Below are 25,757 nucleotides of genomic sequence, written 5' to 3' on the forward strand. Positions count from 1 at the left end.
GGAACGGCTCCTTGTGTCATCTCGAGGCGCCCTGACGGCGTCCCCGGACCGCTTCCATGCTGACATGTGCCGTGGTTCGCGCAAAGGGGGGCGTCCTCCACGCGCCTTTGCCCAGCTTTTACAATACGAGACGGTCCCGTATCGGAAATCTGGTCTTAGTTTTGCCACATGCCCGCCGACACCTCGCAGCCGCCGAGCCCCCGCGTTCCCGAGGCGGTCCACAGCCGCCGCTGGGGGATCCTGACCGTCCTGCTGTTCAGCCTCCTCGTGGTGGTCCTGGACAACTCGATCCTCAACGTCGCGATGAAGACCATCGCCGAGCCCGCCCCGACCGGCCTGGGCGCCACCCAGAGCCAGCTGGAGTGGGCGATCAACTCCTACACGCTGGTCTTCGCCGGCCTGCTGTTCACCGCGGGCCTGCTCGGCGACCGCCTCGGCCGCAAGAAGGTGCTGCTGTTCGGCATGGCCGTCTTCGGCGTCGGCTCCGTGCTCTCGGCCTTCGCCGGGTCCTCCGGCGAGCTGATAGCCTTCCGCGCGGTCATGGGACTCGGCGGCGCCTTCGTCATGCCCGCCACGCTCGCCATCATCATGAACGTCTTCGAGCGCGAGGAGCAGCCCAAGGCGATCGGCATCTGGACCGGCGCCGTGGGCCTCGCGATAGCCATCGGCCCGGTCACCGGGGGACTGCTCCTGGCGCACTTCTGGTGGGGTTCTGTCTTCCTGGTGAACGTGCCGATCATCGCCGTCGCCCTGGTCGCGATGGTGCTCATCGTGCCCGACTCCCGCGACCCGCGGCCGGGCCGGCTCGACCCCCTCGGAGTGCTGCTGTCCATCGTCGGCCTGGTGCTGCTGGTGTACGGCATCATCAAGGGCGGCCAGCTCGCGGACTTCACCGCCCCCGCGGCCCTGGCGGCCGTCCTCGGCGGCCTCGCGGTGCTCGGCGCCTTCGTCTGGCACGAGGCCCGCAGCAGCCACCCGGCCTTCGACGTCTCCTACTTCCGCAACCCGACCTTCTCCGCCTCGGTCTCCGCGATCGGCCTGGTCTTCTTCGCGCTCATGGGCGTGACCTTCTTCATGGTCTTCTACACCCAGAGCGTGCGCGGCTACAGCGCCCTGCAGTCCGGTCTGCTGCTCCTGCCGCTCGCGGTCGCCCAGCTCGTCTTCGCGCCGCGAGCCCGGCTGGTCGTCGAGCGCATCGGCGCCCGCGCCACCTGTGCCGCCGGGCTGGCGCTGATAGCCCTCAGCTTCCTCGGCTTCCAGGTGCTGGACGCCGACACCCCCATCTGGCAGCTGGAGGTGCTGTTCTTCCTCATGGGCACGGCCATGGCCCATGTGATGCCGCCCGCCACCGTTGCGATCATGTCCTCGCTGCCGCGCGAGAAGGCCGGCTCCGGCTCCGCCGTCAACAACACCTTCCGGCAGGTCGGCGGCGCGCTCGGCGTTGCGGTCCTGGGCTCGCTGATGTCGACGGTCTACCGTGACGGCATCGCAGACCACCTGAGCGGCCTCCCCGCAGGGGTGCAGCACCAGGCCGGCGAGTCCATCGAGGCCACGCGCGCCGTGGCCGAGGGCATGGGCCCCGCGGGCAAGGCGCTGATGGGCCCCGCCACGGACGCCTTCCTCGACGCCATGCACGTCACCGCCTATGTCGCGAGCGGTGTCGCGCTTCTCGGCATGCTCGTCGTCCTGTTCTTCCTGCCCGGCCGCACCCCTGGGGCGCGATCAGCGGGCGGAGGGGACCGCGAGGTCAGCCCCGTGGGGGCGAAGCGGTGACCGGCACGTCGGCGGCGACGGAGCCCGAGGTCGGGACGGAGCCGGACGCCGGGACGGAGCCCGAAGCCGGTGCGGTCCCCGAGGCCGCCCCGCGCGTCCCGCGCGGCCGCCCGCGCAGCGCCGCCGCCGACACCGCCATCATCGAGGCCGTCCTCAAGCTGCTGGAGGGGGGCGCCACGATCGGGGACCTGTCGATGGAGGGCATCGCCCGCGCCGCCGGGGTCGGCAAGGCCACCGTCTACCGGCGCTGGGCGGGCAAGAACGCGCTGATGCTCGACGTCATGAAGTCCGTCGACGAGCAGACCCCGGAACTCGCCGGACGCTCGGTCCGTGACGACCTGGTGACCTGCGTCGAGTTCATACGGCGCAGGGCCCTGGTCAAGCGCTCCTCCGCCCTGCTGCGCAACGTCGTCGCCCAGGCGCAGACCGAGCCGGAACTGTGGGCCGCCTACCACGACACCGTCATCGCGGCCCGCCGCGAGCAGGTCCGCGACGTCCTGCGGCGCGGCGTCCGCGCCGGCGAGATCCGCGACGACATCGACCCGGAACTCCTCGGCGACCTCTTCACCGGCCCCATGCTGTCCCGTTCGATGCTGCGCCCCGACGCGGCGCTGCCGGAGGGACTGGCCGAGCTGATCGTCGACTCGGTGCTGCGCGGCGTCCGCGCCAGGCACTGAGCTGCACGGCGTCCGCGCCAGGCACTGAGCAGCCGGGAGGGCGCAAGGAGAATGTGCTCGTTGTGTCACAGAGCTCCCTTTTCGCCGGGCGGCGGGAACCCGTCGCCCGGCGAGTCCCGTCCTTCGGAGGTCGATCCCCTATGGTCGACTGAGCACCTGGCAACACAGTGAGGACTCCTCCATGGCGCAGGCGTACGAGGCGGACGTGGCCACCGACAGCGGCAGCGGGTCGCGGGGTGCGGACGCGGACGGACGTTTCGGGCGCCTTAGGCGGTACCGGGTGTTCGGCGTCGGCATGTGGCGACGGGGGATCGTCACGGCCGTACTGGCCCTGTCCATCGCGGTGGTGCTGGCCTTCCACGGGGCGGTGCCCAACCGGGTCGGCAACCTGGGCAGCCTCCTGGAGACCTTCCTGCCGTGGCTCGGGCTCGGGCTGCCGGTGCTGCTGGTGGTCGGCCTGCTGCGGCGCTCGGCCACGGCGCTGATCGCCGTCTCGCTGCCGGCCGTGGTGTGGGTGCACTTCTTCGGCGGGCTCCTCACGGACAAGGACACCGGCGAGGGCGACCTGACCGTGCTGACCCACAACGTCAACGCCGACAACCCCGATCCCGGCCGTACCGCCCAGGCCCTCGTCGGCTCCGGGGCCGACCTCATCGCGCTGGAGGAGATCCCGGCCGGGAAGGCCTCCGTCTACGAGTCGGGGCTCGAGGCCCGCTACCCGTACCACGCCAGGCTGGGCACCGTCGGCCTGTGGAGCAGGTACCCGCTCACCCAGGTGCGCCCGGTGGACATCGAGCTCGGCTGGACCCGCGCCCTGCGTGCCACCGCCGCCACGCCGCGCGGGAAGGTCGCCGTCTACGTCGCCCACCTGCCCTCGGTGCGGGTCAAGTTCAACGCGGGCTTCACCGCGGGCCAGCGCGACCACAGCGCCGACGCGCTGGGGGAGGCCGTCGCGGACGAGAAGCTGCCCGACGTGATCCTCCTGGGCGACCTCAACGGCACGATGAACGACCGGGCGCTCGCCAACATCACCTCCCAGATGCGCTCCACCCAGGGCGCCGCGGGCCACGGCTTCGGCTTCAGCTGGCCGGCCCGCTTCCCCACGGCCCGCATCGACCAGATCCTCGTCAGGGGAGTGGAGCCGACCGACTCCTGGGTGCTGCCTGTCACGGGCAGCGACCACCGGCCGGTGGCGGCGAAGGTGGCACTTCCGTAGGGCCGCTGTAGGGCCTCCCGTAGAAGCTGCCGCTCCCGTGGCAGGGGCGCTCGCGCAGCCGGGCGGCCAATCTTCCACCAGGGATTCGCGCCTACGGGAAGATCGGGCCGGGCGGACTTTGTTTCGCAGTTAAACTAATAACTGCTCCCCGCCCTGCCCCGGAAAGGCCTGCCATGCCTCTTGCCCTGCTCGCACTGGCGATCAGCGCATTCGGCCTCGGTACGACGGAGTTCGTGATCATGGGCCTCCTGCCCGACGTCGCGGACGACCTGCACACCACCATCCCGACCGCCGGCTACCTCGTCTCCGGCTACGCCCTCGGCGTCGTCATCGGCGCCCCCCTCCTCGCCGCGGTCACCACCCGGATGCCGCGCAAGGCCCTGCTGCTGTCCCTCATGGGCCTGTTCACCGTCGGCAACACGCTCTCCGCCCTCGCCCCCGGCTTCGGCTGGCTGCTCGCCGGCCGCGTGCTGTCCGGGCTCCCGCACGGCGCCTTCTTCGGCGTCGGCGCGGTCGTCGCAGCCGGCATGGTCGAGCCCGCGCGCAGGGCCCGTGCCGTCTCCTTGATGGTCGCCGGGCTCACCGTCGCCAACATCGTGGGCGTCCCCGCCGCCACCCTCCTCGGCCAGCACCTCGGCTGGCGCGTCACCTTCCTGGCCGTCGGCGTCATCGGCCTGGCCGCCATCGCCGGCATCGCCGCGCTCGTCCCCCGCATCCCGCTCGCTCCCGGCGGCGGGCTGCGCCGGGAGCTGTCGGCCTTCCGCAGCGGTCAGGTCTGGCTGGCGCTCGGCACCACGATCTTCGGCTTCGCCGCCGTCTTCGCCGTCTACAGCTATGTCACGCCCCTGCTGACCGAGGTCGCCGGGTTCGCGGAGAGCAGCGTCACGCTGGTCCTCGCCCTCTTCGGCGTCGGCGCGACGATCGGCAACCTCCTCGGCGGCCGTCTGGCCGACCGCGCCCTGCGGCCGTCCCTGCTCGGCGGGCTGGGCGCGCTCGCCTTCGTCCTGCTGCTGTTCACGGTCACCGCGCACGCCCGCTGGAGCGCGGCGCTCACGGTCGTCCTGCTCGGGATCGCGGCGTTCGCGACGGGGTCGCCCATGATGATGCTGGTCATGGACAAGGCACGGCACGCCCCCTCGCTGGCGTCCTCCGCGAACCAGGCCGCGTTCAACCTGGCGAACGCCGGCGGTGCCTGGCTGGGCGGGGTCGTGCTGGCACAGGGCCTGGGGTACACCGCTCCGGCGGTGGCGGGTGCGGCACTGGCGGTCACCGGGCTGGTCATCGCCGGGGCGGCGGCGCTGTCGGAGCGGCGTGCGTCGGCCGTGCCGGTCGTGGGGGCGTCCGGGTCCCGGCTCGTCGTCTCGGGGCGGCCCCCGGTGCGGGAACGCGTGCGCTGACGGTACGCCCCGCCCGGTGCTTGCGCGCGGTGCCGGCGATGGGACCGATGCCGGCGGGGTGTACGGGACGGGCCGAGGACCGCTCGGACCGTTCCGCTCACCTTGCGGGCGGTGGCTCGCGACGACCCGGGGCCGGTCGCTCCGGCGCTGCTCGACGACGAAACCCTTCCACTTCGGCGCCTGGCTTCTTCGCGCAGCCAATTACTTGCTTCGCGTAGCAAATTGGCTATTCTGATCATGCGGCGATCGCCGCGTTCCGGAGCTACCGCCGCTTGACCACGCAACCGGGAGGGGTCGGCAACGATGTCGACTGTTTTCGAACGATATTTTGGGCTCCTCGACTCTGACGAGAGCGATCCTGACGAGCGGTTCGAGACGTTTTTCGCGCCGGACGCCGAGGTCTTCTACGGGGGCGAGTACGCCGCCGGGGAGTGGATCATCCCCTTCCACCGTCGACTCGCGACCAGGAGGCAGCACTCCGCTCACACCTCCTTTGTCACCGCCGACGCCGACGGGGTCGTGACCGCCGACTGGCAGGAGACCGGAGAGGACTCGCACGGCCGCGCGTACGAGGCCGGCGGAACCGCGACCGCATGGCTGGACGCCAGCGGGCGCATCACCCGCCTCAAGGTGCTGTACGCCGACCACAGCGATCTCGCCTGGCGCGTCATCCGTGCCCACAATCAAGCGTGGCGCGAGACCGACCCTGACGAACGCCAAACGCTGATCAAGGACGCGTACGCGGAGGACTTCACCTTCGTGGAGCACTACGTGGTAGAGGGGCGCGACGCCTGCAGCGAATGGGTCGCGAAGATCCACGAAGCTGCGCCGGTGGCGCTGCTGCAGGTCGGCGAGGTCCTGCGGAACCGCGACGATGTCCTGTGGCAGTGGTTCCTCGCGATGCCGGACAGCACCGAGGTGGAGGGCTGGGAGACACAGCACGTGGACGTGAACGGCAAGATCGACCGCATCGTTGTGATCACCCGGGACATGGAGACCATCGTCGGCGGGGCTTCCTAGGCCCCCTCGGAACCCCGGCGGACGACGGGACCATCACAGGGCCTTGCCGACGGGGCGCCGGGAGCCGGAACTCGAAGCGACACGGCCCGGTTCGACGAACCGTACGGGACTCCCACCCACCGCACGTGGCCCGACCGCACCGCCTCCCCACGCCCAGGCCCGGGGAGGGCGGTGCGGTCGCTGCGGACCACAGAGCGAACATCCGGCTCCCGACCAAGGCGCCGCAAGGGGCACCCTGGCCCGCGAAGTCCGCCGGCGCGGCGTCACGCGTGCTCGCGCCACCGGTTCGTGATGGGCAGCCGCCGGTCCTTGCCGAACCCCTTCGCGGAGATCTTCGTCCCCGGCGGATACTGCCTCCGCTTGTACTCCGCCGTGTCCACCATCCGCAGCACCCTGGCGACCAGCTCCCCGTCGAACCCGGCGGCGACGATCGCGTCGCGCCCCTGGTCCTGGTCGACGTACATCGCCAGCACGCGGTCCAGGACGTCGTAGTCCGGCAAGGAGTCCGTGTCGACCTGGCCGGGCCGCAGCTCCGCGCTGGGCGGCTTGGAGATGGAGTTCTCGGGGATGGGCGGGGTCTGGCCCCGCTCCGCCGCGGCCTGGTTGCGCCACTTCGCGAGGCGGAAGACGGTCGTCTTGTAGACGTCCTTGATGGGCCCGTAGGCGCCCACCGAGTCGCCGTAGAGCGTGGAGTAGCCGACCGCCAGCTCGCTCTTGTTGCCCGGGGCCAGGACGATGTGCCCCTCCTGGTTGGAGATGGCCATGAGCATCGTGCCGCGCAGGCGCGACTGGAGGTTCTCCTCCGCCAGCCCGGTCAGCCCCAGGGCGCCCATGTAGGCGTCGAACATCGGGCCGATCGGCACGGTGCGGAAGTTCAGCCCGGTGCGCCGGGCCAGCTCGGCGGCGTCGTCCTTGGAGTGGTCGGAGGAGTACCGGGACGGCATCGAGACGCCGTACACGTTGGCCGCCCCGACCGCGTCGCAGGCGATGGCAGCGACGAGGGCCGAGTCGATGCCGCCGGACAGGCCGATCAGCACCGAGCGGAAGCCGTTCTTGGCGACGTACGCGCGCAGGCCCACGACCAGCGCGGTGTAGATCTCCTCGTCGTCGCCCAGCCGGGGGGCCTCGCCGCCGTGCACCTCGGGCTCGTACGCGGGCAGCGGCTCGGCGGAGAGGGTGACGTGCTCGATCTCCAGGCCGTCGTCGGCGACGCCGCTCGGCACCCTCGCGGGGTCCGCGGCGGGCAGGTCGAGGTCGACCAGCACGCAGCCCTCCTCGAACTGCGGGGCCCGGGCGATCACCTCGCCGTCCGCGGAGACGACGATCGAGTCGCCGTCGAAGACGAGCTCGTCCTGCCCGCCGATCATGGCGAGGTAGGCCAGGGTGCAGCCGGCCTCCTGGGCGCGCTTGCGTACCAGGTCGAGACGGGTGTCGTCCTTGGCGACCTCGTACGGGGAGGCGTTGACGGAGAGCAGCAGTCCGGCGCCGGCGGTGCGGGTGGCGGGCACGCGGCCCCCGTCCTGCCACAGGTCCTCGCAGATGGCCAGGGCGACGTCGACCCCGTGCACCCGGATCACCGGGAGGGTGTCGCCGGGGACGAAGTAGCGGAACTCGTCGAAGACGCCGTAGTTCGGAAGGTGGTGCTTGGCGAACTTCAGCACGACCTTCCCGCCGTGCAGGACGGCCGCGGCGTTGCGCGGGGAGCCCGCGGGCTGGCCGTAGCGGGGCTGGGCCTTCTCGCTGCGGTCGAGGTAGCCGACGACCACCGGCACCTCTCCCAGGCCCTCGGCCGCCAGGCGTCCGGCGAGCGCCTCCAGGGCGGCACGGCTGGCTTCGACGAACGAGGAGCGCAGGGCGAGGTCCTCGACGGGGTACCCGGTCAGCGCCATCTCCGGGAAGGCCACGAGGTGGGCTCCCTGTTCGGCCGCGTGCCGGGTCCAGCGCACGACCGACTCCGCGTTCCCGGCGAGGTCGCCGACGGTGGAGTCGATCTGATTCAGGGCGAGGCGAAGTTGAGGCACGCCGCTCAGTGTAATCGTCAAAGCGACGCGATGTCGTGGGCGACGCCTGTGGAGTGGCGCACTCGGACCCCTCGAAGCCCCGGCGGACCGGCCTTTTCGGGGCCGTCCCCCTGTGTCAAGATCGCAAGGGTGCAGCACAATGGTGGCGAGGGGTGTCCGGCGGTCCCGGCCGCCGCCGAAACAGGACGGTAACCCCGCGGCGCGATACTGGTCCGGCCCTCACTCGAGCCGGCACGGACGACAGGCCCCATGACCTGCGAGGTTGGAGAGCTATGGATAAGCAGCAGGAGTTCGTGCTCCGCACCCTCGAGGAGCGCGACATCCGCTTTGTGCGGCTGTGGTTCACCGACGTGCTGGGCTATCTCAAGTCCGTCGCCGTGGCGCCGGCCGAACTGGAGCAGGCGTTCGACGAGGGCATCGGCTTCGACGGGTCCGCGATCGAGGGCTTCGCGCGGGTGTACGAGTCGGACATGATCGCCAAGCCCGACCCCGGCACCTTCCAGATCCTGCCGTGGCGCGCGGAGGCCCCCGGCACCGCGCGGATGTTCTGCGACATCCTCATGCCGGACGGCTCCCCCTCCTACGCCGACCCCCGCTTCGTCCTCAAGCGGTCCCTGGCCAAGGCCTCCGACCTCGGGTTCACCTTCTACACGCACCCGGAGATCGAGTTCTTCCTGCTGAAGACGCTGCCTCTGGACGGCACCGTGCCGGTGCCCGCCGACAACTCCGGCTACTTCGACCACACCCCGCAGAACGTGGGCCAGGACTTCCGCCGCCAGGCCATCACGATGCTGGAGTCGATGGGCATCTCCGTGGAGTTCTCCCACCACGAGGGTGCCCCCGGCCAGCAGGAGATCGACCTGCGCTACGCGGACGCGCTCTCCACCGCCGACAACATCATGACCTTCCGCCTGGTCATGAAGCAGGTCGCGCTGGAGCAGGGCGTGAACGCCACGTTCATGCCCAAGCCCTTCAGCCAGCACCCCGGCTCCGGCATGCACACGCACCTGTCCCTCTTCGAGGGCGACCGCAACGCCTTCCACGAGTCCGGCGCCGAGTACCAGCTGTCGAAGGTCGGCCGCTCCTTCATCGCGGGCCTGCTCCGGCACGCGCACGAGATCTCCGCGGTCACCAACCAGTGGGTCAACTCGTACAAGCGCATCTGGGGCGGCGCCAACCGGACCGCGGGGGCGGGCGGCGAGGCCCCCTCGTACATCTGCTGGGGCCACAACAACCGGTCCGCGCTCATCCGCGTCCCGATGTACAAGCCCGGCAAGACCGGCTCCACCCGCGTCGAGGTGCGCTCCCTCGACTCCGGCGCCAACCCCTACCTCTCCTACGCCGTCCTGCTGGCCGCGGGCCTCAAGGGCATCGAGGAGGGCTACGAGCTTCCGCCCGGCGCCGACGACGACGTCTGGGCCCTCTCCGACGGCGAGCGCCGCGCCCTCGGCATCCAGCCCCTCCCGCAGAACCTCGGCGAGGCGATCTCGTACATGGAGCGCAGCGAGCTGGTCGCCGAGACCCTCGGGGAGCACGTCTTCGACTTCTTCCTGCGCAACAAGAAGCAGGAGTGGGAGGAGTACCGGAGCGAGGTCACGGCGTTCGAGCTCCGCAAGAACCTCCCGAACCTGTAGCCGCGGGCTCGGCAGGGGGTATCTGCGCCGAAGACGACGCCGGGCCGGCAGCGTGATGCTGCCGGCCCGGCGTCGTCTCATGTGTTCCGGGCCGTCCGGCGCCGAGTCCGTCGACGGGGCCGGCGTGTCCGTCCCCCGCACGTTCGGCGCCACCCGGTCACGTCACGGCTTGCCCTTCGGGTGGATGTACCAGCGGTCCCCGAGGAGGCCGGCCAGGACCGACCTGAGGGACACCTCGGTGTGATTCGCATTGGGTACGAGGTAGGCGCGGTCGTCGGCGTCGGGGCCCGTCTGGTTGCTCAGCAGTTCTCCACCGTTGCTGTCGCGCTCTTCGAACCACTGCGCACCGCGATCGTTCGCACGGAACGGGCCTGTCGCGATGTTCGCGCCGTCCCGAGGTTCCTCATAGGAAACCGTGGATGTGACGTACTTCCCGTGCCAGACCAGGTAGACGAAGCCCTCCGGGGTGGGGATCGTGACGAACCGCTGGTTGGAGTCGTCGGTGTCCGGGTTCAGGAACAGCGGGAGGGGCTCCTCCTCCAGGTCGTCGACCGAGAGCGCCTGACCGGACGGCCCGGACTTGTCGCCCAGAACGACCTCGTTGACGGAGGCCGCCTCCTTGGCGTCCTGCAGGAACCAGCGCTGGGTGGGCGATTCGGGGTCCTCGTCCTGGGCGAAGAGCTGGCCACCGCTCTGCGGGGCCGTGAGGTACTGCTTGGTCTTGTAGTTCTCCAGGGTCCAGGTGCCGTCGCCCTCGTAGGTCGGTTTCCACAGCTGATCAAGCTCCGGTTCCTTCCACAGCACCAGCTTCGCGTCGCGGCGCCCGCCCTCCTGCCCGAGGTAGTAGTTGTAGTACTTGGGGTCCTTGGCAAGCAGGTTGTAGTAGCCGGGGTAGTCCGAGGATTTCCTGAGGTCGAACTTCAGATTCAGTTCCGGATTGTCGTAGTTGAACGGCACGTCGCCGATCACATTGCTGCCGGGAAGGGGAAGGCCGGCCACGTTGATCGTGTGGACACTTCGCACCTGAACGTTGGTCTGCGGGACGACGACTTGCGGCATGCCCGGCAGCGGCGGCGGTGTGACCTGCTGCGGCAGGTTGGTGACACGGAACCAGACGGGAACGTGATCCGACGTGGTCACATCGTCGAACAACCGACGCTCGCCGATCCAGAGTCTGTTGGGGAAGCTCCCGACGACCGGGTAGTCGAGGGCACTCGTCAAGGGATCCGCGCCGTGCCCGTAAGCGGGGTGCGTATTGCCCACGCGATAGATCCGGTAGTTCACCGGAGTGCCGGGAGGCGGCGTGATCGCCGGATTGAGGTCGTACGGGTCGCGGTTCCAGTCGCCCGCGGCCAGCCAGGGCCGAGGCCCACCGTTCGGACCCCGGGTCGCCATTCTGGCCCGGATCTGGTCCAGCAGGGCAGGGGCGTCCTGGCCTTGGTTGTCCGCCCGCGCGTGCACCGTGAAGTAGGCGGCACCGTCGACGGTGACACCGAGCGCCGGCCGGGAATAGCCTTCCTCCAGCACCGGATCCCATTCGCCCGGCTCGGTGACATGCAGGTCGTCCGGAGCCACGCGTGTGCGGCTGGCGATGGCCACGTTCACCCGGCCGGCGGGATCGGTGCGGTCCGTATGCAGCCAGTACAGCCAGCCGACACTGTTGGCACTGTCGACCCAGTACTCCCGGATCGCCGGATATGAACCGTCCTCACGTTGGTAGACGTGCTGCGCGATCTCTCTCTGGAACCTCAGGAACGGCCTGCTGCTCCCCGCGTCCGGGTTGCCGGCTTCCTGCAGGAGCACGATGGAAGCGTCGCCTGTGGCCAGCCAGTCGCGCACGTCCTCATAGTTGTTGTGGCGTTCCCCGGTGTCAGGGTTCACATAGGTCGCGCCCTGCATGTTCCAGTTGATCACATTGCGCTCGTTGAGCGTGCGGGGGTCGAGTTCACCACCGGTGTCGCGCAGGAAGAGCGACTGCTGACTGCCCACGTCGGTGGTCGCGATTCCGCGGCCTATGTAGTCCAGGGTTTCGCGGCCGGTCCAGTCCGGGATTCCCTGGCCGCCCTGGCTCAGCGGTTGGAACCTCTCCGGGTCGTCGTCGTTCGAACCGAATTCGTAGACGGTTCCCGACTCGGAGCCGCTGCTGCCGTTCGAGTACGGCCCGTACGGCTCGAAAGACCCGCCAGGGGTGGTCTGCTTGATCAGCGTGTTGTTGTAGAAGACGTTCTGCGGGCCGGAGGAGCCGGACCACTTGACCGCCTTGGGGCCGGCCGCCCACCAGATGGGGTACCAGGTCCCCTCGTCGATCTCGCCGCCTTCACCGCCGCAGTTCGTCTCACAGCTGGCGGAGCGGTGCTCGTAGGGGACCCTGACGGTGTTCTGCTCGAACAGGTTGTCGTGTTCCCAGCCGCCGTGCAGGTTCAGGTCGGAGTCGGTGTCGTTGCGGAAGGCGACGTTGCCGCTGGCCGACCACTGGAAGGTGAAGTGGCGCAGGTTGCGGCTGAGGTTGTAGGCCCACAGCGAGTTCCACACGCGGCTGCCGCGCAGATAGCCGTTGCCGCCCTTGCCCTTGTTCCACGCCCCGTCGAAGCTGTTGCGCTCGATCTGGAGGTTGAGGGCGTTCTCCGTGACGATGGGGTGCGAGCCGGTCATGGTGGCCTTGAGCCCGCGCGCCCAGCTGTTGGCGGCCCACTTGTACACGATGCCGTGCATCGCGTACTCGGGAGCCACGTTGCCGTAGTTGTGGACGGCCTGGTCGGGGGTCAGCTGGTAGGTGCCGCCGCCCAGCTTGGGCAGGCCGTTCATGTCCTGGGTGAAGGCGAAGTTCTCGAACCCGACGCCTTCCACGATCTTCAGGGGGGTGACCTTGCTGGCGTACGGCTTGTCGCCCAGCGCTTCGGAGCCGTCAGAGGTGGAGTCGACCGGCAGGTCCCACTCCAGCGGGCGGTCCAGTCTGATCGTCTTCGCATCGGCGTCGACGCTGGTGACCCGGAACATCTGCTGGCGCATGTGGAGGTCGTCCATCACGCTCTTGTCGGTGACGCCCTGCTGCTCGTAGAACTTGACGCTGTTGGCGGCGCCCACCCAGACGTAGCCGCCGGGCGTGAACTTCGACATGGTGGCAGTCGAGATGAGCTGGACGGTCGTGCTTCCGCGACGGGCGGAGTACCCGGGGTCCCCGGTCTTGGCGGCGAGCTTGATGCCGGAGGCCCAGTGCTGGTTGACCGAGCCTTCGAAGATGTCCTTGCGGTTGGCCGGGGCCGCCGCCCAGTCGTCCTTGTAGCGGTCGGCGATGTCCCGGGTCTGCACCCGGAACATGCCGCGCCCCGGCCACATCCAGCCGCCGGTGCCGACGTCGCTGCCGCTGCCGGCCTTCATGCTGTCCTGGTCCCAGCGGCCGTTGACCAGGGTGTCGTAGCGGGTGTCGACGTCGGGCCGGAACACCAGCTTCGTGCCGCCGTCGCCGGAACCCTGCCCGCGCACGATCAGGAAGCTGGCGTCGACGTAGATCTGACGGGACACATCGATGCGCCCCGCCGGCAACGAGATGAGCGAGAGCCGCTCGTAGCTGGCCGACGGCGAGCACGCGCTCTTGATGTCGTCGATCGCCTTCTGCAGCCCGGCGGTGTCGTCGACGCCGTCGTCGGCGGTCACACCGTACGTGGAGGACAGTTTCTCCGGAGTGATACGGCAGGAGGCATCACCGTTCACCTCGTCGTCGCCGGGCAGCGGCGCGCCGTTCCGGTATCCCACGCGCGACCAGTTCGGCAGGTCGGGGGGCGAGGCGATGCGGTTGGCGTTGCTGAGATCCGGTCCGTCGGCTCCCGGACCGGCCGTCGCCGCGGCGGCTTTCGCCGGCACGGCCGCTGCCGCGCCGGAGGTGAACGCCGGCACTGCGGCGAGAAGGAGGAGGCCGGACAGCAGACCGGCCAAGGGTGGGAAACGTCTCATGGGAGTTCTCTTCTGCGTCATCGTGTGGCATGCGTGGAGGGACGAGGCCGGTCAGGGCCGCCCCCGTGCGGCTGGTTCGGCGCCGCCCCGTCTCCCCGCGCCGTCGACGGCACGGGTGCGCCCGTGTACGGGACCGGTCCTGACACCCAGGTCAGGGCTGGGTGTCAGGACCGGAGGATGCGTGGAGCAGCAGGGCGCGCCGAGTCGGCACGGGGCCGGGTGGACGCGGGGGCCGCGTCGGCACGCCGACCGCTGTGCCGGGACCGCCTTCTCATGTGCGGCCCGTACACGTACGGTCGGGACCGGGACGAGGTCCCTCTATCGGACCGTGCGGACCTGCTGCTCCGGGAGGGCGCCCGGTGTCACCACTGCGGGGCGGGAGGCGTGGGCTGGCCGCGGAAGTCGGCGGCCTGCTTCCACACCACTCCGCTCGTGCCGCCGCCCGCGCCGGTGAGGACGTTGTAGACGAGGGGACCGCTGCTCACGGCCAGCGGGGAGGTGTTGGTCCAGCCGTAGCTCGCGTCCTTGAAGCTGGCCACGACGTCCCCGTGCCGGTTGATCTCGTAGTTGCCGACGGTTCCGTCGAAGTCGCGGAAGGTGATCACGCCATAGCCGTTGTCGGTGAGGGCGACAGAGGGGGCGTACGTCGTGTACGGCCCGACCTTCTTCGGGTTCGTCCAGTTGGGGGTGCCGTACTGCTGCCGCGCCATGTAGATGTTGAAGTCGGTGCCCTCGAAGGCGAGGACCACCTGGTTCCAGGGGGCGGGGTCGTCACCGTCGTTCACCTGCGCGGCCAGGGACGGCGCGTCCTGGCTCCGGGCGTTCGGGACCTGCTGGGCGGTGTCGAACTTCGTGGTGGCGGCGTCGTAGTACATCGTCCAGATGCTGTCGTCGCTCTGGCTGTTCCAGGCGAGCATGAAGGAGTTGCCGGGAAGTGCGGCGGCCGCCACGGGCTGGTTGGTGTTGGTGCGGGCGTTGTTGGGGACCTGCGTCGCGTTGGGCAGGGTCCCCGGCAGCTGGTAGGACGTGGTGAGCTGGATGCGGTGCTGGTATATGTGGCCGTCCTTGCCGGTGTGGAAGATCCGGAAGTTGCCACGGCCGCCGTCGTCGGTCCAGATCACCATCGGGGCGGCGAGCGTCTGTGCGTGATCGGTCGACCCGGCCGTCGCCGGCAACGGGTAGGCGGGTCCGTTGTTCAGCGAGATCCAGATGTTGTCGTTGTCGGCGCCGCGCCACGCGTGCAGGATGTTGCTGCGGCTGTCACGCGCTTCCCCCTCGGTGCTGCTGCTCTGGATCTGGCCGCCCGAGTACGTCGTCGGGTGCCATCCGTCGCCCGCACCAGGCAGGTCGGCGAAAGCCGGTCCCGCCGTGACGACGACCGCGGCAGCGGCAGCCAGGAGAGCCGGGGCCGCCAGCTTGGACATTTTCGACCTTCTGAACACTTTTTCTCCGCGTCTCAAGGGTGATCTTGTGCGCACACCGATGTAAGTGGCCGGTCGGCTTGCGTTTCGCGTGGATCGACCCGTAACGCCGTGGGTGTGCCGGTTCAGCGTACATTAATTGCTTGTGCAAGCAAATTAATGCACCCTGCTCGCGGCCGGGTGCATCGGGAAGCGTCGACGGAAGGCCGCTGACGGCTCGGTCCGTCCGGCTCGGCGGCGGGGTGACGCGGGTCACATCCATCCGTGTCACAGGGCGTCGGGCCATCTCGTCCCAGGGGGTGTCACCACGGACGACCGCAGAGGAGCACATCATGGACGCGCGACTGGACTACTTCGCCAGCCCGACCGCCGGCAAGGTCCTGAAGCACTTCATGTCGGCGGGCAGGGCCCTCAAGGACTCGCCGCTGCCGGCCGCGACACAGGAGCTGGTGGCGCTGCGCGTGAGCCAGATCAACGGCTGCGCCGTCTGCATCGACATGCACGCCAAGGAGGCCGCTGCTGCCGGCGAGACCCCGGTGCGGCTGAACCTGGTCGCGGCGTGGAGGGAGGCCACGGTCTTCACCGAGGCCGAACGCGCCGCGCTGGAACTGGCGGAGGAGGGGACCCGGGTCGCGGATGCGGCCACGGGCGTCAGTGACGAGGTGTGGGCGCGCGCCGCCCGGCACTACGACGAGGAGCAACTGGCCACCCTGGTGGTCCTGGTCTCCATGTTGAACGCGGTGAACCGGCTGAACATCATCGCGCAGCAGCCCGCCGGCTCCTATGAGCCCGGCCGGTTCCACTGAACGGCGGCGACCGGGCCCGGGGTCCGGCTGCGGGTTCCGGGCCCCGGCCGGCGGCGTTAGCGTGACCACCGGTGGTCCGGGTGGTCACGGACGAGATCAACACCGGTGGGCGCGGCCGGGTGCGAAGGCACAAGGGGAGGGGATTCGCCGTGGACAAGGTCGAGGAGTTCGAGGAGCTGCGCCCGCTGCTGTTCTCGATCGCCTACCGGATTCTGGGCAGCGTGGCGGAGGCCGAGGACGCGGTCCAGGAGACGTGGCTGCGCTTCGACGCCTCGGCGACCCGGGTCGCGTCGGTCAAGGCGTTTCTGTCGGCCACGGTGACGCGGTTCTCGATCGACGTGCTGCGCTCCGCGCGGGTGAGGCGGGAGGAGTACGTGGGCCCGTGGTTCCCCGAGCCGCTGCTCAGCGATCCGTATCAGGATCCGGCGCGTGCGGCGGAGCTGGCCGACTCGGTGTCGATGGCGGCCCTGCTGCTCCTGGAGCGGCTCAGCCCGTTGGAGCGGTCGGTGTTCGTGCTGCGCGAGGTGTTCGGCTTCGGGTTCGACGAGGTCGCCGCGGCGGTGGGGCGTTCGGAGTCGGCGTGCCGGCAGCTGCTGGTACGGGCACGACGGCACATGCAGGCCGGGCGGCCACGGTTCGCGGCGGACCGTCAGGAGCGGCAGGAGATGGCGACGCGGTTCTTCGACGCGCTGAAGGACGGTGACATGGGCGGGCTGCGGGATCTGCTGGCCGCCGACGTCCAGTTGGTCGGGGACGGCGGCGGCAATGCCCCGCAGCTCGCCAACACCGTCAGCGGCCCCGAGAACGTGGCCAGGCTGCTCGCCTCCGTCTTCCCCGCGATGGCCCAGGTCGACGTGACGTTCGAGCGGCACGAGATCAACGGGCAGCCCGGCGCGATCTTCCGGGACCGGGACGGCAAGGTGCTCCACACCGTGGCCCTCGAGGTGCTCGACGGGCAGATCCAGACCATCCGCTCGGTGATCAATCCCGACAAGCTCGGCCACCTCGGTCCTGTCGCCGACGTCTGGGCCGTCGACCGCGAGGTGAGGCGGGCGCGCGGGCGGATGAGGTGACCTCGCCGGCGCCCCAGGGGCGCCGGCGGTCGGCGTGGGTGCTCACGGGGTGACGCCATCGGTCCGGGGGACGGGGCGACCGGTCGGCGTCGCTGACGTCTCCGCCCTCGCGGCGTCGGCGAGGGCCGCGGCGGCGGCCTCCGCCGCCTGGGCCGTGTCGCTGGCGGCCTGGGCAGCCATGTCGTCCGAGGGCTTCTCGCGGGTGGCCGGCGACGGGGGCAGCGCCTCGCTGAAGGCGCGGGACACGCCCTGCAGCGCGGAGGTGACCTCGCTGGGGATCATCCAGAAGGTGCTGCCCGAGCCCTGGGCGAGTTGGGGCAGGGTCTGCAGGTACTGCCAGGCGAGCAGCTTGGGGTCGGGGTCGTTGCGGTGCACGGCCTGGAACACCTCGTCGATGGCCCGGGACTGTCCCTCGGCCTGGAGGATCGCGGCCGTGCGGTCGCCCTCCGCACGTAGGACGGCGGCCTGCTTGTCGCCTTCCGCGGTGAGGATCTGCGACTGGCGCTGCCCCTCGGCGCCCAGGATCGCGGCCCGCTTGTCCCGCTCCGCTCGCATCTGCTTCTGCATCGCGTCCTTGATGGACTGCGGAGGGTCGATGGCCTTGATCTCCACCCGGTTGACCCGCAGCCCCCACTTTCCGGTGGCCTCGTCCAGCACCCCGCGCAACTGGCTGTTGATGGTGTCCCGTGACGTGAGGGTCTTCTCCAGGTCCATGGAACCCACGACGTTCCGCAGGGTGGTGACGGTGAGCTGCTCGACCGCCTGGAGGAAGTTCGCGATCTCGTAGAAGGCGGCTCGCGGGTCGGTGACCTGGAAGTACAGGACGGTGTCGATCTCGACGACGAGGTTGTCCTCGGTGATGACCGGCTGGGGTTTGAAGGACACGACCTGCTCGCGCAGGTCGATCACCGGATGGACTCGGTCGATGTACGGAATGACGAGGTTGAGGCCCGGCTTCAGGGTCCGGTGGTAACGGCCGAGGCGCTCCACGTTGCGGGCCCGCGCCTGGGGCACGATGCGCACCGCCCGCACCACGGTGAAGACCGCGAACAACGCGATGATCAGGCCGGCGATCAGAAACGCGGGAGTCTCCATGGTCTCAGTCCCTGGGGTAGACGAGTGCGGTGGCACCGCTGATCTCGATGACGTCCACGGCCGCCCCGGGCGGTATCACCAGCGATGCGTCGTAGGCACGGGCCGTCCACTCCTCGCCGTCGATGCGCACCCTGCCGCCGACGCCCGTCACCTCCGACACGACATAGGCGGCCCTGCCGACCAGTGCCTCAACGCCGAAGCGCTCCCTTGGGGGGCGTTGCAGATGCCGCACCGCGACCGGGCGCACGAACACCACGCTGACCGTGGCGACGACGGCGAACACGACGAACTGGAACGGCAGCGGCAGTCCGACCGCGGCGGCCCCGGCGGTGAACAGTGCGGCCGCACTGAGCATCCCGAGCGCCGCGGTCAGGGTGAGGATCTCCGCGACGGCCAGCGCCGCCGCGAGGAACAACCAGATCAGCCATGGATCCATGAGCGTGCCCCTTTTGACCGGTGCGGGCATGCAGGGCCGGTATCTCCACTTCACTGGGCTCCTACCCCGGTCGCCGCGCCTCGCACCGAGTCCGGGGCCCGCACCGCTGCGTGGTCCCCGGCCGCGAGGCCAGGACCGTCCGCGGCGCCGCCTACCGGACCCCCGGGGACGGGTGGCCGGCCGGGCTGTGCTCAGCGGCCCGCCCCGGGGTCATGGCGCCCCGGGCTGTCTGATCCAGCCGAGGGAGCGGTCCACGGCGCGACGCCAGTTCGCGTACTCGGCCTCCCGGCGCGCGGGGTCCATGTCGGGCAGCCACTGGGCGGCCCGGTGCCAGTTGTTCCGCAGCACCCTCAGGTCCGGCCAGTAGCCGGAGGCGAGGCCGGCGGCGTAGGCGGCGCCCAGGGACACCGTCTCGGCGACCATGGGGCGGACCACCGGCACGTCGAGGACGTCGGCGATGAACTGCATGAGCAGGTTGTCCGCCGTCATGCCGCCGTCGACCTTGAGCTCCTTGAGCGGGAGCGGGGAGTCGGCGTTCATGGCGTCGACGACCTCGCGGGTCTGCCAGCCGGTGGCCTCCAGTACGGCCCGGGCCAGGTGCCCCTTGGTGATGTACGAGGTGAGTCCGACGATGACGCCGCGGGCGTCGCTGCGCCAGTGCGGGGCGAAGAGACCGGAGAAGGCGGGCACGATGTAGCAGCCGCCGTTGTCCTCGACGGTGCGCGCGAGGGTCTCGATCTCCGGGGCGCTGCTGATCAGGCCGAGGCGGTCGCGGAACCACTGCACCAGCGACCCGGTGACGGCGATCGACCCCTCCAGGGCGTAGACCGCGGGCTGGTCGTCGATCTTGTACGCGACCGTGGAGAGCAGCCCGTGCCGCGACCTGACCACCTCCGTGCCGGTGTTGAGCAGCAGGAAGCTGCCGGTCCCGTAGGTGCATTTCGCCTCGCCCGGGGAAAAGCAGGTCTGGCCGAAGAGGGCCGCCTGCTGGTCGCCGAGCGCGGCGGTGATGCGGACGCCCGGCAGCACGGTGCGGGCCGCGCCGTAGTTCTCGGCGGAGGCGTGGATCTCCGGGAGCATCGCACGGGGGACGCCGAAGAAGTCCAGCAGGTCCTGGTCCCAGGTCAGCGAGTGGATGTTCATCAGCATGGTGCGGCTGGCGTTGGTGGCGTCGGTGATGTGCAGACCGCCGTCGACCCCGCCCGTCAGGTTCCAGATCAGCCAGGTCTCCATCGTCCCGAAGAGCAGCCGCCCGTCGCGGGCGCGCTGTTCGAGCTCGGGCGTCTCGTCGAAGAGCCACCGGATCCGCGGCGCGGAGAAGTAGGTGGAGGGCGGCAGGCAGCAGCGCTCCAGGAAGAAGTCGTCGCCGGGGTCCCGGCGCAGCCGTTCGACGAGCGGTGCGGTACGGGTGTCCTGCCAGACGACGGCCCGGCCCAGCGGTACTCCCGTGCTCGGGTCCCACAGCACGGTCGTCTCCCGCTGGTTGGCGATGCCCATGGCGGCGACCTCGTCCGCCGCGATCTCGGCGGAGGACAGCGCCTGCGGCACGATGCGCTCGAGGTTGCGCCAGATCTCCAGGGCGTCGTGCTCCACCCAGCCGGGCCGGGGGAAGTGCTGCTGGTGCTCCCGCTGCGCCACCGACACCAGGCGGCCCCGGTGGTCGAAGAGGATGCATCGGGTGGAGGTGGTGCCCTGGTCGATGGACAACACAAACCGTTCAACCATGGTCGGGGCCTCTCCGATGCGTTCTCTCCGATGCGTTCCGATGCCGCCGCCGCCTGATCGTTTCGGTGCTCTCCCGGCTGCCTCCTCGTGCTCTCGTCGCAGTCGCCGTGCCCCTTCGCTGTGCCGGCACGTCCGTAGCGGGGTGTCCGCCGCACGGCACGGGCCTCACCAGCGGGCCGCGCCGAGGTCTCTGGAGATCGCCCGCGCGGCCTCGCGGAGCAACGTGACCAGGGACGCGTGGGGGCGGCTCTTGGTGTCGCAGATCCGCTCGACCGGGCCCGACAGGCCGATCGCCCCGACGACGAGCCCGCCCGAGCCGCGGATCGGCGCCGCGACCCCGGCCTCGCCCATCGACATCTCCTGCACCTCCGCCGCCCAGCCCTGCTCGCGGACCTCGGCGAGCGCCCGGGTCAGATCCTCCTGCGCCACCAGGGTGTGCCGGGTGTACGCCTGCGGTTCCTCCTTCAGCAGCACCTCCACCGACGCCGCCCCGTAGGCCAGCAGGATCTTGCCGAGTGAGGAGGCGTGCAGCGGCAGCAGGGTGCCGACGTCGAGAGTCTGCAGGCTGTCGTCGGGCCGGAAGACGTGGTGGACGACGAGCACCTGGCCTTCGAGCGGGGTGCCGAGGCGCACCGCCTCGCCGCTGCGCGCGGCGAGCGCGTCGGCCCAGTTGATCGACCTCGACCGCAGTTCGTTGACGTCCAGGTAGCTGGTGCCCAGGTGCAGCAGGGCCGCACCGAGCTGGTACTTGCCCGTCGCCGGGTCCTGCTCGACGAAGTCCACGTGCTGGAGGGTGCGCAGGATGCCGTGCGCCGTGCCCTTCGCCAGCCCGAGGGAGCCGGCCACTTCGCCCAGCCCGAGGCGGCGGGGTCCGCCGGCCAGCAGCCTGAGGATCGCCGCCGCCCTTTCGATGGACTGGAGCGGACCGGCCATACGTCGATGCTATCCCCGGCAATCCCGAGCGGCATCAGCACGTTTGCGCAGGTCGTTCGACGTATAAGGGCAGCGTTCGATAATGCCGACCCCGATTCATTGACCGGTGCGGCCCCCGTCTCGGAGGCTTGTCGGTCAGGCCCGGGAGTCCGCCCGGCAGGACTCCCCGGGAGGAGGACACCATGGCGTCGGAGCCCGAGACGATGTCGCAGCGTGCGGACGTGCACGCCTGCGCGCTGTCGTACAGGCCCGGCGCCCTGTCCGTCGTGCGCCGGCGGGTACGCGCCGTGCTGGCGGAGTGGGACCTGCGTCCGGAGGTCGTGGAGGACGTGCTGCTGGTGATCTCGGAGCTGACCACGAACGCGGTCGTGCACGCCGAGGGCCCCGCCGGGTTGCGTATCCGCTGGACGGACGTCGACGGGCGCAGCGCCCTGCGCGTCGAGGTGACCGACGGCGGCCCGGCAGTCCGGACCGACCCTCCCGGAGGGTCCACCGACCCCGACGAGCACGGGCGCGGGCTCGGCATCGTCAGCGCCCTGTCGATCCGGCACGGGGTCCGTACCGACCGCGCGGGCTTCACCCACTGGGCGGACCTGGTCACCGCCTGATCGACCTCTCCGGCCGCCGTCGGTGGGCTGGACCGCCGCCCGGGCCCGGGGCGGGCGGCGGGTCTGCGCGCGGCGGGCCGGGAGCGGGCTTACGGTGCCGCTCATGGCACTGAGCATGCGCAACCAGATCGAGGGCAAGGTCGCCTCGGTGGTCCCGGGCGAGGTGATGGCCGTGGTCACCGTCCGCCTCGACGGCGGCGGGCCGGACTTCACGGCGGCCGTGACGGCGGAGGCCGTGCGTGAACTCGGCATCATCCCGGGCGGCGGAGTGACCGTGCTGATCAAGGCGACGGAGGTCGCCCTGGCGACGGCACCCGTGCAGGGCATCAGCATCCGCAACCGGATCCCCGGCACCGTCACCGCCGTGACGCGGGGCGAGGCCATGGCGACCGTGCGGATCGCCTTCGGGGGCAGTCGTGAGCTGACCGCGGTGATCACCCGGGAGGCCTTCGACGAGCTGGGCGTCGCGGAGGGCGACCAGGTCGTCGCGCTGGTCAAGGCCACCGACGTGTCGCTGGCGACCTGACATCGGAGCCCCGGCGACCGGAGGACCCGGCGACCTGACGGCTTTCCGCCCGCCGGGTGGTGCGCCGGACGCGGCCCCGCCCGCCGAGCAGCGCCGGGGAACGCGGGCCCTACCCGAGGTAGGCGGGGGCCAGGGCCGCCGTCATCATGCGGCGGGCCCGGCCCGTGCCGTCGGCGGGCACCGTCCACAGGTCCGCGCCGAAGTCCCCGGCGAGGGCGTAGACGAGCGTGCGGTCGTCGCGCCAGACGACCTGGTCGTCGACGCTGCGCCGCTCGGCGACCGGGGTCTCGCGCAGGGTGGCCAGATCCAGGACGTACAGCCGCCACGGCGCGTCGGGGGAGAGGCCGGGGACGCGCTTCTTGAAGACGAGCCGGGTGCCGTCGGGCGAGAGCGAGGGGCACTCGACGTTGTCGCGGAGCGTCCGCACGGAGCGGGCCGCGAGGTCGCCGCGGACGAGATAGGTGCGGCCTCCGGTGCCGAGGGTTGCGTAGAAGTGGGCGTCGTCGGCGAAGGTGACGCCCCAGAAGTTCACGTCGGCGGCGCGGTAGGACCTGCCGTCCCTGGTGATCCGGAAGTCCTCGAGGTTCTTCACGAGCGTCCAGGTACGGGTGTCCAGGACGGAGGTGCGGGTGGAGAAGTCGGTGCCCGCGTAGGAGTCGCCGCCGACGAACACCGTCCAGGCGACCATCCGTCCGCTGGGCGAGACCCGGGCCCGGGTCGGGATGCCGGCGAGGGGGAAGCGGCGCAGCTCGCGCAGCCGGGCGTCGAGCACGACGGCGCGGTAGCCGTCCTGGACGGCGCCCTTGACCGACTGCAGGCAGATGCCGGTGCCCGCGGCCGCGTAGAAGCGCAGGCACGCGACCTTCGAGGCGGTGCGCACGGCCCCGGGGCTGTCGGCCGGGACGGTGGCGAGCTCGTCCCGGTGCGGCCCCCACGCCATGTTGCGGAACACCAGGCGTGGCGCGTCCGGCGCCAAGGTCACCGTTCCGGCGGTGACCGCGGGGCCGCCGGCCTGCGGGCGGTCCTTCTCCGCCGCGCGGTCGGAGGCGCGCAGCACGGACACGGCGGCGACGGCGGCCAGCGCCGCCACGGCGGCGAGCAGCAGGAACAGACGGCTGCGGGTGTTCATGGGGGCCTTTCCTCGGGGGTCACTTGCTCTGCGCCGGACGCAGGCACCAGGCGCAGACCGCGCACGCCGTCAGCGCCAGCGCGGCGGTGGTCAGGGCCGTGACGTCGCCCCACGCGGTCCAGGCGGCGCCGAAGGCCAGGGAGGCGGCGAAGCGGGCCGTGGCCTGCCCGGTTTGGACGAGGGCGAGCCCGGCGCCGCGCAGTTCGTCGGGTACGGCGGTGGAGGCGGCGGCCATCAGCACCCCGTCCGTGGCGGCGTAGAAGGCGCCGTGCAGCAGCAGGACGGCGTACGCCGGGCCGTGCGCGAGCAGCAGTCCGTACGCGGCGAGCAGCGCGACGTGCCCGGTCAGGAACATCCGCCAGCGCCCCACCCGGTCGGCCAGCCGCCCCAGTGGCACGGCGAGCAGCAGGAAGGCCGCCGCGGTGCCCAGTGGCAGCAGCGCGAACCAGCGGTCGGGGACTCCCAGGCGGTGCTGGAGCAGCAGGTAGACGAAGGAGTCGCTGACCGTCGACAGGCCCAGCAGCGTCGCGCAGACCGTCAGCCGCCGCACGTCCCGGCGGCGCAGCAACGCCAGGGACGCCCGCAGGGACGGCGCCGGGGAGCCGGCGGCGGCCGGGGTGGGAACCCCGCGGCGGCGGCCCGGCACGAAGAGCAGCAGCACCAGCACGCCCACGGCGGCGACGCAGAAGCTCACCGTGAAGACGGCGTCGTACCCCTCGGCGGCCTGCCGCAGGATGAGGAAGGCCACCAGCGGTCCCAGCAGCGCCCCGGCGGTGTCCATGGCGCGGTGCACGCCGAAGGCCCGGCCGCGCGCCTCGGGCGTGGAGGCCAGGGAGATCAGCGCGTCCCGCGGCGCGGTGCGCAGCCCCTTGCCGGTGCGGTCGGCCGCGAGGACGGCACCGATCAGCGGGAGGCCGTGGGCCAGGAGCAGCGCGGGCTTGCACAGTGCCGACAGGCCGTAGCCGAAGGCCGCGACGGCCTTGTGCCGGCCGCCGCCCCGATCGGCGAGGTGGCCGCCGGCCAGCCGCACGAGCGCGCTGAAGCCGTTGTACACGCCGTCCAGCAGGCCGAAGCCGAGCGGGGAGAGACCGAGTCCGGCGACCAGGTAGAGGGGCAGCACGGCCGTGACCATTTCCGACGAGACGTCGGTGATCAGGCTGACGGCGCCCAGGACGAGGACGGTGGGGGCGACGGCGGTGGCCCGCGGTCCGGGACGCGGCGCGTCCCGGACCCCGGTGCCGGTTCCGCCGCGGCTGTCCGCGACGTACACGTCGGCCTCAGCTCGCCCAGATGCCGGTGATGTCCGAGGCGGAGGCGGCGTTGCCCGCGTGCGTGCTCAGACCCGCCAGGTCCTCCAGCGTGCGGAGCATGTTGTAGTGGTTGTACGTCGTCGCGGAGGACGAGCCGGCCTTGACCGGCTGGCCGTACAGCACGGTCGGGATCTTGTTGCCGCTCAGCCGGTTGTCCTCGTCGAAGGTGACGACGAGCAGGCTGTTGTGGGTCTTCGCCCAGGTCGCGTACGCGCCCAGCTTGTTCTTCAGCCAGGTGTCACCGGTGGAGACCGAGCAGTCGTGCATGTCGCTGCACAGGTTGGGCACCACGAAGGAGACCTTCGGCAGGGTGGTGAAGTCCGTCGGGAACTGCGCGAAGGTCTTCGCCGTCGACGTCGGGACGTTGCTGAACGCGAACCACGGGTTGTGCTTGCGGGCGTAGGTGCCGCTGCTGCAGGTGGTCGAACCCTGACTGGGCAGCGTCTCGTTGTAGCTGGCCCAGCTCTTGCCCGCGGCGATCAGCTCGGAGGCGAGGTTGGGCTTGGAGCTGAAGCCGGGGGTGTAGCAGCCGTCGTCGGTGACGCCCTGGTTGCCGCCCGAGAAGATCTGCAGGTAGTTGGGCTGGCTCGGGTGCGTGATGCCGTACGACTGCGTCAGGTTGGCGCCGCCGGCCTTCAGCGTGTTGTTGATGTAGGGGGCGCTGGAGCTGCCGATGACCTGGTTGTAGGCGTGGTTCTCGAACATCACCACGACCACGTGGTCGGGGTTCGGCACGCTGCCCGCCGCGTGGGCGGTCTCGGACCCGCCGAGCCCGGCCCACAGGCCGAGGGAGGCGGCGGCGACGCCGAGGGCGGACGCCAGAGCGGTGACGGTGCGACGGGGACGGGGCAGGGACCAGCCGGACACGGCGGACCTCCGGGGAGCGGGGGACGGGGACGGGGGTGGTGCGGCGCCAGATTAGGAGGGGCCGTGGACGTCCGAAGCGCCGTGGAAGTGAAGGTCCGGGGAACGGTGCGAACGTTCCGGCTCGCGGGGGCGAGCGCGG

General features: G+C 70.9%; 20 protein-coding genes. 10 read left to right on the forward strand and 10 right to left on the reverse strand.

Features of this window, described 5'->3' with window-relative positions; genetic code table 11:
- Positions 1-168: 168 nt before the first annotated feature.
- The 5 genes from AC3ET4_RS04950 (at position 169) to AC3ET4_RS04970 (ending at position 6,083) form a co-directional block, all read left to right on the forward strand.
- Positions 169-1,773, forward strand: coding sequence for a DHA2 family efflux MFS transporter permease subunit (locus AC3ET4_RS04950; RefSeq protein WP_431946281.1), 1,605 nt, complete (start codon positions 169-171; stop codon positions 1,771-1,773).
- Positions 1,770-2,450: a TetR/AcrR family transcriptional regulator gene (locus AC3ET4_RS04955; RefSeq protein WP_431946283.1), complete on the forward strand. Its 681-nt coding sequence runs from the start codon at positions 1,770-1,772 to the stop codon at positions 2,448-2,450. The genes AC3ET4_RS04950 and AC3ET4_RS04955 overlap by 4 nt, the downstream gene beginning before the upstream one ends.
- 295 nt (positions 2,451-2,745) lie before the next feature.
- Complete coding sequence (locus AC3ET4_RS04960; RefSeq protein WP_431946460.1) at positions 2,746-3,666, forward strand: endonuclease/exonuclease/phosphatase family protein; 921 nt, start codon at positions 2,746-2,748, stop codon at positions 3,664-3,666.
- Between the two features lie 173 nt (positions 3,667-3,839).
- Positions 3,840-5,063 (forward strand): MFS transporter, encoded by a 1,224-nt coding sequence (locus AC3ET4_RS04965; RefSeq protein ID WP_431946285.1) that lies wholly within the window; start codon positions 3,840-3,842, stop codon positions 5,061-5,063.
- Between the two features lie 303 nt (positions 5,064-5,366).
- Entirely contained in the window at positions 5,367-6,083 is a 717-nt protein-coding gene (locus AC3ET4_RS04970; RefSeq protein ID WP_431946287.1) for a hypothetical protein, read from the forward strand.
- A gap of 263 nt (positions 6,084-6,346) precedes the next feature.
- Here AC3ET4_RS04970 and AC3ET4_RS04975 read toward each other — a convergent pair whose 3' ends face one another.
- Positions 6,347-8,104, reverse strand: coding sequence for an NAD+ synthase (locus AC3ET4_RS04975; RefSeq protein ID WP_431946289.1), 1,758 nt, complete (start codon positions 8,102-8,104; stop codon positions 6,347-6,349).
- Positions 8,105-8,376: 272 nt separating this feature from the next.
- On the opposite strand from AC3ET4_RS04975, the gene AC3ET4_RS04980 reads away from it, so the two are divergent.
- The gene (locus AC3ET4_RS04980) at positions 8,377-9,738 is read left to right on the forward strand and encodes a glutamine synthetase family protein (RefSeq protein ID WP_431946290.1); all 1,362 of its coding nucleotides are present in this window, start codon (positions 8,377-8,379) and stop codon (positions 9,736-9,738) included.
- Positions 9,739-9,900: 162 nt separating this feature from the next.
- Here AC3ET4_RS04980 and AC3ET4_RS04985 read toward each other — a convergent pair whose 3' ends face one another.
- Together AC3ET4_RS04985 and AC3ET4_RS04990 are read right to left on the reverse strand one after the other, a co-directional pair.
- On the reverse strand, positions 9,901-13,689 hold the full coding sequence (locus AC3ET4_RS04985; protein ID WP_431946292.1) for a hypothetical protein: 3,789 nt from the start codon (positions 13,687-13,689) through the stop codon (positions 9,901-9,903).
- 362 nt (positions 13,690-14,051) lie between these two features.
- Positions 14,052-15,113: a hypothetical protein gene (locus tag AC3ET4_RS04990; RefSeq protein WP_431946294.1), complete on the reverse strand. Its 1,062-nt coding sequence runs from the start codon at positions 15,111-15,113 to the stop codon at positions 14,052-14,054.
- A 329-nt stretch (positions 15,114-15,442) separates the two neighbouring features.
- Here AC3ET4_RS04990 and AC3ET4_RS04995 point away from each other — a divergent pair, with 329 nt between their 5' ends.
- Together AC3ET4_RS04995 and AC3ET4_RS05000 are read left to right on the forward strand one after the other, a co-directional pair.
- Positions 15,443-15,916, forward strand: a complete 474-nt coding sequence (locus AC3ET4_RS04995) for a carboxymuconolactone decarboxylase family protein (protein ID WP_431946296.1) — start codon at positions 15,443-15,445, stop codon at positions 15,914-15,916.
- Between the two features lie 149 nt (positions 15,917-16,065).
- Complete coding sequence (locus AC3ET4_RS05000) at positions 16,066-16,989, forward strand: RNA polymerase sigma-70 factor (protein ID WP_431946461.1); 924 nt, start codon at positions 16,066-16,068, stop codon at positions 16,987-16,989.
- 42 nt (positions 16,990-17,031) lie between these two features.
- On the opposite strand, the gene AC3ET4_RS05005 is transcribed toward AC3ET4_RS05000, so the two are convergent.
- The 4 genes from AC3ET4_RS05005 to AC3ET4_RS05020 form a co-directional block, all read right to left on the reverse strand.
- Positions 17,032-18,084: an SPFH domain-containing protein gene (locus AC3ET4_RS05005; protein ID WP_431946298.1), complete on the reverse strand. Its 1,053-nt coding sequence runs from the start codon at positions 18,082-18,084 to the stop codon at positions 17,032-17,034.
- Positions 18,085-18,088: 4 nt separating this feature from the next.
- Complete coding sequence (locus AC3ET4_RS05010; protein WP_431946300.1) at positions 18,089-18,520, reverse strand: NfeD family protein; 432 nt, start codon at positions 18,518-18,520, stop codon at positions 18,089-18,091.
- 210 nt (positions 18,521-18,730) lie between these two features.
- Complete coding sequence (glpK, locus tag AC3ET4_RS05015) at positions 18,731-20,245, reverse strand: glycerol kinase GlpK (RefSeq protein ID WP_431946302.1); 1,515 nt, start codon at positions 20,243-20,245, stop codon at positions 18,731-18,733.
- Positions 20,246-20,410: 165 nt separating this feature from the next.
- Complete coding sequence (locus AC3ET4_RS05020; RefSeq protein WP_431946304.1) at positions 20,411-21,178, reverse strand: IclR family transcriptional regulator; 768 nt, start codon at positions 21,176-21,178, stop codon at positions 20,411-20,413.
- 182 nt (positions 21,179-21,360) lie between these two features.
- Here AC3ET4_RS05020 and AC3ET4_RS05025 point away from each other — a divergent pair, with 182 nt between their 5' ends.
- On the forward strand, positions 21,361-21,786 hold the full coding sequence (locus AC3ET4_RS05025; RefSeq protein WP_431946306.1) for an ATP-binding protein: 426 nt from the start codon (positions 21,361-21,363) through the stop codon (positions 21,784-21,786).
- A 103-nt stretch (positions 21,787-21,889) separates the two neighbouring features.
- Positions 21,890-22,312 carry a TOBE domain-containing protein gene (locus tag AC3ET4_RS05030; protein ID WP_431946308.1) on the forward strand — a complete coding sequence of 141 codons (423 nt, stop codon included), beginning with the start codon at positions 21,890-21,892 and terminating at the stop codon, positions 22,310-22,312.
- Between the two features lie 109 nt (positions 22,313-22,421).
- On the opposite strand, the gene AC3ET4_RS05035 is transcribed toward AC3ET4_RS05030, so the two are convergent.
- From AC3ET4_RS05035 to AC3ET4_RS05045, 3 genes are read right to left on the reverse strand one after another with little or no spacing between them, the layout of a single operon-like run.
- Entirely contained in the window at positions 22,422-23,441 is a 1,020-nt protein-coding gene (locus AC3ET4_RS05035; RefSeq protein WP_431946310.1) for a TolB family protein, read from the reverse strand.
- 19 nt (positions 23,442-23,460) lie between these two features.
- Positions 23,461-24,711 (reverse strand): MFS transporter, encoded by a 1,251-nt coding sequence (locus AC3ET4_RS05040; protein ID WP_431946312.1) that lies wholly within the window; start codon positions 24,709-24,711, stop codon positions 23,461-23,463.
- 7 nt (positions 24,712-24,718) lie between these two features.
- Positions 24,719-25,618 (reverse strand): alkaline phosphatase family protein, encoded by a 900-nt coding sequence (locus AC3ET4_RS05045; RefSeq protein WP_431946314.1) that lies wholly within the window; start codon positions 25,616-25,618, stop codon positions 24,719-24,721.
- Positions 25,619-25,757 lie beyond the last annotated feature (139 nt).

Source organism: Actinacidiphila sp. bgisy167, assembly GCF_057707665.1.

Coding starts and splice junctions, on each gene's coding strand:
- AC3ET4_RS04950 (WP_431946281.1), top strand. CDS start 169: ATGCCCGCCGACACCTCGCAGCCGCCGAGCCCCCGCGTTCCCGAGGCG.
- AC3ET4_RS04960 (WP_431946460.1), top strand. CDS start 2,746: ATGTGGCGACGGGGGATCGTCACGGCCGTACTGGCCCTGTCCATCGCG.
- AC3ET4_RS04965 (WP_431946285.1), top strand. CDS start 3,840: ATGCCTCTTGCCCTGCTCGCACTGGCGATCAGCGCATTCGGCCTCGGT.
- AC3ET4_RS04970 (WP_431946287.1), top strand. CDS start 5,367: ATGTCGACTGTTTTCGAACGATATTTTGGGCTCCTCGACTCTGACGAG.
- AC3ET4_RS04980 (WP_431946290.1), top strand. CDS start 8,377: ATGGATAAGCAGCAGGAGTTCGTGCTCCGCACCCTCGAGGAGCGCGAC.
- AC3ET4_RS04985 (WP_431946292.1), bottom strand. CDS start 13,689: ATGAGACGTTTCCCACCCTTGGCCGGTCTGCTGTCCGGCCTCCTCCTT.
- AC3ET4_RS04990 (WP_431946294.1), bottom strand. CDS start 15,113: ATGTCCAAGCTGGCGGCCCCGGCTCTCCTGGCTGCCGCTGCCGCGGTC.
- AC3ET4_RS04995 (WP_431946296.1), top strand. CDS start 15,443: ATGGACGCGCGACTGGACTACTTCGCCAGCCCGACCGCCGGCAAGGTC.
- AC3ET4_RS05005 (WP_431946298.1), bottom strand. CDS start 18,084: ATGGAGACTCCCGCGTTTCTGATCGCCGGCCTGATCATCGCGTTGTTC.
- AC3ET4_RS05010 (WP_431946300.1), bottom strand. CDS start 18,520: ATGGATCCATGGCTGATCTGGTTGTTCCTCGCGGCGGCGCTGGCCGTC.
- glpK (WP_431946302.1), bottom strand. CDS start 20,245: ATGGTTGAACGGTTTGTGTTGTCCATCGACCAGGGCACCACCTCCACC.
- AC3ET4_RS05020 (WP_431946304.1), bottom strand. CDS start 21,178: ATGGCCGGTCCGCTCCAGTCCATCGAAAGGGCGGCGGCGATCCTCAGG.
- AC3ET4_RS05025 (WP_431946306.1), top strand. CDS start 21,361: ATGGCGTCGGAGCCCGAGACGATGTCGCAGCGTGCGGACGTGCACGCC.
- AC3ET4_RS05030 (WP_431946308.1), top strand. CDS start 21,890: ATGGCACTGAGCATGCGCAACCAGATCGAGGGCAAGGTCGCCTCGGTG.
- AC3ET4_RS05035 (WP_431946310.1), bottom strand. CDS start 23,441: ATGAACACCCGCAGCCGTCTGTTCCTGCTGCTCGCCGCCGTGGCGGCG.